Consider the following 6,643-nt stretch of genomic DNA (forward strand, 5'->3'; position numbering starts at 1 on the left):
GAATGTTAATGTCCGCAAGTACGGACATTTTTTCTTTTTAATATGAAAACAAAATTATTTCTACTGAGTGTATTCATTGCACCATTAACAATGCTGGCGCAGAATATTATTGATACCATTCCATCTGAAAACGGGGATGTAGTAATGTACGATGATAGAACCTGGGAATACCTAGAAGATTTGAATTTTGATGGAGTATTGAATGAAGAGATTTACAGTATGTTCTGTGAAGATTCAACCTATAACTTCATTCAGACCTGGGATAATGAAGTGTGCTATACTTCAAATAAAAAAAACGATCCTTCCAAAATTAAAGATACAATTTGGACGTGTGTTTTAGATTCTTCATACAATACTTTTGTAATGCCTTTTGATGGTAAAATCACCTCTCGTTATGGGTACAGAAGAGGACGTTACCACAATGGAATTGATATCGATTTAGTAACCGGAGATACTGTTTATGCAGCTTTTGATGGAAAAGTTAGATATGCAAAATACAACCCTGAAGGTTTTGGGAATTTGGTAATTATTCGTCATTACAACGGATTAGAAACCTTTTATGCTCACTTATCAAAACATTTGGTTGCTCCCAATACATGGGTGAAAGCAGGGGAACCTATAGGTTTAGGTGGGAATACTGGACATTCATACGGTTCTCATTTACATTTTGAGGTGAGATTTTTTGATGCTCCAATGAACCCTGAGGAAATTATTGACTTTAAAAACAAAGTGGTAAGAGATCAAAACTTATTTATCTATGGTTCTTTGTTTAGACCCGGTGCTTCACCTTCGTATTTAGCGGATTCTGATTTAAATATAAACGGAGAAACTAAAAAATACCACAGAATTAGATCGGGAGATACATTAGGTCACCTAGCAAGGAAATATCACACTTCAGTGAGTACTTTATGTAGGTTAAATGGTATTCGACCAACTACTACCTTAAAAATTGGTAGGTCATTACGAGTAAGGTAAGTTAACTTCCCATTATTTATCTCAACGTATTTTTAGCGCTAGAACCTTAGTCCTTGTTAAACCTCGTTGCATTTTATTTCTGCGATGTTAGGGAGTTCTTTATCGAAACTATTTGTACCCGCAAATGGAAGGTGAGCATTGATGTTTTTTGGAATTTCATTGTGGTGGTTAGGATTATATTCCACAATTTTAAATTGTTCATCGCATTCATCGTTTAATCCTCGGAATTGGAAGAAAACAAGTGGTACTTATGAAAATATTTACTATTTTCCACCATCTGATTAATAAAATCGGGCGTAAAAGTAGAGGTGTAAATCCTTGATTATTACGAAATGAAAGTGGTTTTTATTGGGTGAAAGGGTATAGAAAATAATACCGCTATCAATAGAAATTACTGCTTCCAATTTAACACATATATATGAAAAAGAAAGTTAATTGCATTTTGCTGATTGATGACGATGAGCCAACAAATTATCTTCACCAAATTTTGTTGGAAGACATGGATATTGCGGATGAAATTATCGCAATGCAAAATGCCGAAGAAGCACTGGAATTCTTAAAATCAGAAGAAGAAGGAGAGCATCCTAGACCGGATATCATTTTCTTAGATATCAACATGCCCGTTATGAATGGATGGGAATTTTTAGAGGAGTATAATAAGCTCCCTCAGAGTCAAAAAGGAAAGCACGTCATGATTATGTTAACAACATCTGTAAATCCTGATGATAGACAGAAAGCAACGGAAGATGGAAGCGTGCAAGACTTCATCAATAAGCCCTTAGAAGAGGAGGTGGTGAAGAGTATTATTAACGACTTCTTTTAAGCTTTATAGGTTTTTTGAGCATGGTATTACCTAGTATTCCAATAAGAACAACGGTAATACCCAAATATGCATAGAATGAGATAAATTCTCCAAATATGAACATACCGACCATTAAAGCGTAAACACTTCCTAGATATTTAAAAGGCATAACTGTAGCAGCTGGGCCGTAGTGTAAAGCTTTGGTCATAAAAATCTGCGCAAATTGGGTAAATACACCAATTATCAAAAGTACGATCCATTCAATACCAACAGGTACTACAAATTCAAAGAAACACATAAAGAGCATGATGGGGAAGGCTACCATCGGAAAATAAATAACGACGTTAATAGGACTGTCGGTTTCTTTACATTTTATGATGGCCAAATAAGCAACTCCTGCACTCAAGGCAGAAAAAATTCCTAGTCCTACCCAAACAGGTTCGATTTTACTGAGTTCAGTATTCGTACTCAGGTATTTGGAGATACCAATGATGAATACTCCAAGAAGAGCAATAAAACTGAAAATCCATTGTTTTTTACTGACCTTTTCTTTTAGGAATAGAAAAGTGAATAGAACTGTGAAAACAGGAGATAGATATTGAACGGTAACCGCAATGGCAATAGGTAAGTGGTTGATGGTATAAAAGAAACTCGTAAGTGCAGTTACTCCACAAATACCACGTATAATAAGCCATTTTTTATTCACCCCAAAAACAGGTAGTTTTTTTCGTTTAATAATCGCGTAGCTAATGATCAATGATATGATAGAACGAAAAAGTACAATTTCGTGTACCGGGTACTTTTGTAAATCTGATAACAGCGCATCCGAACCTGCACCTAAAGATTTAACAAATACATTAACGATTAAAAACATTAAGCCCGACAGGACGATATATAGTATTCCTTTGTTCATTTCGCCGCAAAGGTAACTTGCTGAGTTGATATTCTCTTTTATCTTTGGAAATAAAAGTGTCGCCCAAAGAATATTACCAAGAAAGAATACAACTTCTTCAAGAAAAACTCAACCTTCTTCAACAACGCTCTAACCGTTACGTGGCGCTAAGATTGGTCTTTTTTCTAGCCATCCCACTTTGTGTTTATTTCTTTTTCAGCACCCTCTATTTAGCCCTAACTACAGCAGCTCTGTCTTTTGGGATTTTTCTTTTTGTTGTGAGGAAAAGTATTGATGTAAAAGCACAAATCAAATTCAACAAAGCCCTTGTGAAGATTAATGAGGATGAACTTCAAGTATTAGCAGGTGATTTTAGTGCATTTGACGAAGGAGAATCGTTTAAAAACCATCAACATCCATTTACTTATGACATGGATTTCTTCGGGGCAAAAAGTGTTTTTCAATATTTAAACAGAGCTGTCTCTGCAAAGGGTAAAGCCTTACTTGCTCAACAGCTGAGTGAGGGAGTAGAAAATGTAGAGGCCTACCATGAGGCAACTGAGGCATTGCTCAAAGAAGTGAGTTGGACCCAAGATTTTAGAGCGAAAGGAAAAGTTGATGAGGGAAAGGACGAAACCTATATAGACCTTTGGTCTAAGGAAGAATTGGTACTTCCTAAGTGGTTGAATGTGGCCCGAATTATTTTCCCGATTATAGCCGGATTAGGATTGATTGCTAAAATCCTCGATAGAATTCCGGATAGCTATTTTATGTTGATTTTAATGTTCTGTTTAATTCCGGTTGGCTTATTATTAAAACGCACCAATGAACAAGCCGCTAAGTTATCTAAAATTCAAGGTAGGTTAGATGCATTGCGCGGACAATTAATATTGATGCGAGAGTTGAAGGCAACGAGTCGTTTAATTGATGGCGCTAAGTCTAAATTGTTTGAGGGTAAGCACAGTGCTGATAATGCGTTAGAACAATTGAAAAAGACCTTGGAGCGCTTTGATTTGCGTATGAATTTCATGGTGTCCATCGTATTCAACATGTTTGGAGCATACGACTTGCAAATGATGTATAGTTTGAGCAAATGGAAGAAGCAATATGCCGCGCATATCCACGATTGGGAAAAAGAGCTATTGGATATGGAGGTGTTGATTTCTCAAATGAATTTTAGGTATAATTATCAGAGTCAATTGTGTTATCCTGTGCTCGAGGAAGAAGAAAATGCTTCTATAAAGGTAGAGGGACTTGGACATCCGTTCTTACTAAGTGGAGCAATGGTGACCAACGATTTTGAACTCAAGGAGAAGGAGCAGTTTGTTATAATTACTGGACCAAATATGGCGGGGAAATCAACCTTTTTGCGCAGTATCGGAGTTAATTTGGCACTTGCCCAGGCAGGGTTTGCTGTGGTAGCCAAGGAATTTAAATTCCCAAAACTTAAGTTGTACTCCAGTATGCGAACAGCAGATAATTTAACCGAAGAAAGTTCATATTTCCATGCAGAATTGATACGTTTGCGTTTTATTGTAGATGCTATCGATAGAGGAGAGAAAATCTTTATCGTTTTAGATGAAATTTTAAAAGGAACAAACAGCAAAGACAAAGAAGAAGGTTCTGCAAAATTCTTAAAAAAGCTTATCGCTTTAAATACCAAAGGAATTATTGCTACACATGACTTGTCTTTAACAAAGTTAGCGGATGAAGATAGTCGCATAAAGAATCAATATTTCGATAGTATAATAGAAGGAGACAACATAAGCTTTAGCTACAAAATGCACCATGGAGTAGTGAAGAATATGAATGCAAGTTTCTTACTCGAACAAATGAAATTAGTTTAACAAAGCATAAATAATATATATGGATACGATAGGAGTAGCAGAACGTTTGATGAAATACGTTCAGGTAGATACAGAGGCAGATCCAAACTCTGAAACATTTCCTTCTTCAATGAAGCAAAAAGATTTGGCTCAGATTCTTGTTCAAGAATTGAAAGACCTTGGGATTAATGATGCTTATATGGATGAATGGGGATATGTTTTTGCAACCATTCCATCTAACACAAGTAAAAAAGTTCCTACGATTTGTTTTTGTGCACACATGGACACTGCCCCTGATGTTACGGGGAAAAACGTGAAACCTATCCTTCACAAAAATTACGACGGAGCTCCAATCGTTTTACCAGATGATAATTCACAGGTAATTACAACAGATAGACATCCGTACTTGAAAGAAAAAATTGGAGACGATTTAATTACCGCAAGTGGATTAACACTTTTAGGTGCAGATGATAAAGCAGGTGTTGCTTGTATCATGGATTTCGCCGAGCACTTGATGAAAGATCCATCAGTGGTTCATGGAGATATCAGAATTTTATTTACACCAGACGAAGAAGTAGGGAGAGGTGTGGATAAATTAGATATGGATAAATTGAAGGCTGACTATGGATACACTTTAGACGGTGGTGTTTTAGGAAGTATTGAAGATGAAAGTTTCTCTGCTGATGCTGTAACAGTAAAGATACAGGGTATTAGTGCTCACCCAGGATACGCCAAAAATAAAATGGTGAACGCACTTAAATTGGCAAGTGAATTTATCGATGCTTTACCGAAAGATAGCTGGTCTCCTGAAACTACATCAGGAAGAGAAGGATTTGTACACCCTGTTGCCGTAAATGGAGCAATGGAAGAATGTACAGTTCAGTTTATCATCAGAGATCATGAAACGGCAAAATTAGCGGAGTACGAAACTCGTTTAGAAGCTATTGTTAAAGAGGTAGTCGGTAAGTATACTGGATGTTCTTACACCTTTGAAGTAAAAGAACAGTACAGAAACATGAAAGAAATATTGAAAACAGTTCCTTTCGTTACCAACTATGCAATTGAAGCAATGGAGAACGTTGGTGTTACACCAAAGAATGTAATCATTAGAGGTGGAACTGATGGAAGTAGATTGTCTTTCATGGGCTTACCTTGTCCAAATATCTTCACCGGAGAAATGGCAATTCACTCTAGACACGAATACGTAAGTGTTCAAGACATGGAAAAAGCGGTTGCTACTATGAAAGAATTGGTTCAAATCTGGGAAAGAAACGCAGAATAATAGTTTTTTAAGATATGGAATAGCCATGCCGAAAGGTGTGGCTATTTTTTTTTGAGTTGGGTAAAAACCTCTAAGGCTGGTTTACCTTGAGGAGTGTAACCGTCTTTTTGCAGAGGAAGCCCATGGACTTCAGGAAACCATTTCCATAAAAAACCTCCAGCATACCAATCTTGATGGTACACGCTCTCAAAATAACTTCTATAGGCATGGGTCTGATTTTCAAAATTTACTTCTTTGGTTTGACCATGCTTCCAGGGTTCTAGTGCATTTTTGGTAATGGAACGATAACCCCATTCTGTAAACAGTACCTTTTTGTTGACTTTTTTCGATAGCGAGGCAAGTGCTTTACACCATTTTGACCAACCCTTATTGAGTTCTTCAATACGCGGTGTTTCCGCTGCAGAAAGTGGGTAGTAAGCATCGCTGCCAATGAAATCGAGCTGACTCCAAAAGGGGAATTCTTCTACTTTGTCCCAGTTTTCTGCATAAGTGATTTTTCCTGAATATACTGTTCTAATCTCTTTAATTAATTTTTCCCAAAACTGTGGACGTTGTTTAACAAAGTTCGCCAATTCAGTTCCAATGCAGAATAGCTCAACTCCGGCTGAATCTGCAATGTGGACCATAGATAAAAGATACTTTCTATAAGTGTTTTCAAATACTTGCCAATCCTCTTCTTTTTTGAATTCAAGATGTCCCGTAAAAAGATCATGTCCCCATAATTGCGGTTTAAGCATAATTTTTAAGTTCTCTTTTTGCGCCGATTCAATAGCTTTGTAAACGCCTTCAGGTTTTTCACTTTCCCATTGATAGGAAGTGTTGTATACGATCTCAGGGTTGTTTTTGCGCACGAAAGCAAAAGGGGA

The 6,643-nt window shown here is 36.8% G+C and carries 7 protein-coding genes; 4 read left to right on the top strand and 3 right to left on the bottom strand.

Going from position 1 to position 6,643, the window contains the following annotated elements; genetic code table 11:
* Positions 1–42 precede the first annotated feature (42 nt).
* The gene (locus R3333_RS01610; RefSeq protein WP_318956827.1) at positions 43–975 is read left to right on the top strand and encodes a M23 family metallopeptidase; all 933 of its coding nucleotides are present in this window, start codon (positions 43–45) and stop codon (positions 973–975) included.
* A gap of 56 nt (positions 976–1,031) precedes the next feature.
* Here R3333_RS01610 and R3333_RS01615 read toward each other — a convergent pair whose 3' ends face one another.
* Entirely contained in the window at positions 1,032–1,160 is a 129-nt protein-coding gene (locus tag R3333_RS01615) for a hypothetical protein (protein ID WP_318956828.1), read from the bottom strand.
* Between the two features lie 233 nt (positions 1,161–1,393).
* Here R3333_RS01615 and R3333_RS01620 point away from each other — a divergent pair, with 233 nt between their 5' ends.
* Complete coding sequence (locus tag R3333_RS01620) at positions 1,394–1,798, top strand: response regulator (RefSeq protein WP_318956829.1); 405 nt, start codon at positions 1,394–1,396, stop codon at positions 1,796–1,798.
* Here R3333_RS01620 and R3333_RS01625 read toward each other — a convergent pair.
* A complete protein-coding gene (locus R3333_RS01625; protein ID WP_318956830.1) occupies positions 1,782–2,690 on the bottom strand; it encodes a DMT family transporter in 909 nt (302 codons plus the stop codon). The two genes, R3333_RS01620 and R3333_RS01625, sit on opposite strands and share 17 nt — an antisense overlap.
* A gap of 44 nt (positions 2,691–2,734) precedes the next feature.
* On the opposite strand from R3333_RS01625, the gene R3333_RS01630 reads away from it, so the two are divergent.
* Both R3333_RS01630 and pepT read left to right on the top strand, forming a co-directional pair.
* The gene (locus tag R3333_RS01630) at positions 2,735–4,516 is read left to right on the top strand and encodes a MutS-related protein (RefSeq protein ID WP_318956831.1); all 1,782 of its coding nucleotides are present in this window, start codon (positions 2,735–2,737) and stop codon (positions 4,514–4,516) included.
* A gap of 19 nt (positions 4,517–4,535) precedes the next feature.
* A complete protein-coding gene (gene pepT, locus R3333_RS01635; protein ID WP_318956832.1) occupies positions 4,536–5,777 on the top strand; it encodes a peptidase T in 1,242 nt (413 codons plus the stop codon).
* Positions 5,778–5,818: 41 nt separating this feature from the next.
* On the opposite strand, the gene R3333_RS01640 is transcribed toward pepT, so the two are convergent.
* Positions 5,819–6,643: glycoside hydrolase family 113 (locus tag R3333_RS01640; RefSeq protein ID WP_318956833.1), on the bottom strand; the 825-nt coding region annotated here is incomplete at its 5' end.

It is taken from the genome of Lishizhenia sp. (assembly GCF_033720595.1).
In the GTDB taxonomy this organism is placed as follows: domain Bacteria; phylum Bacteroidota; class Bacteroidia; order Flavobacteriales_D; family Crocinitomicaceae; genus Lishizhenia.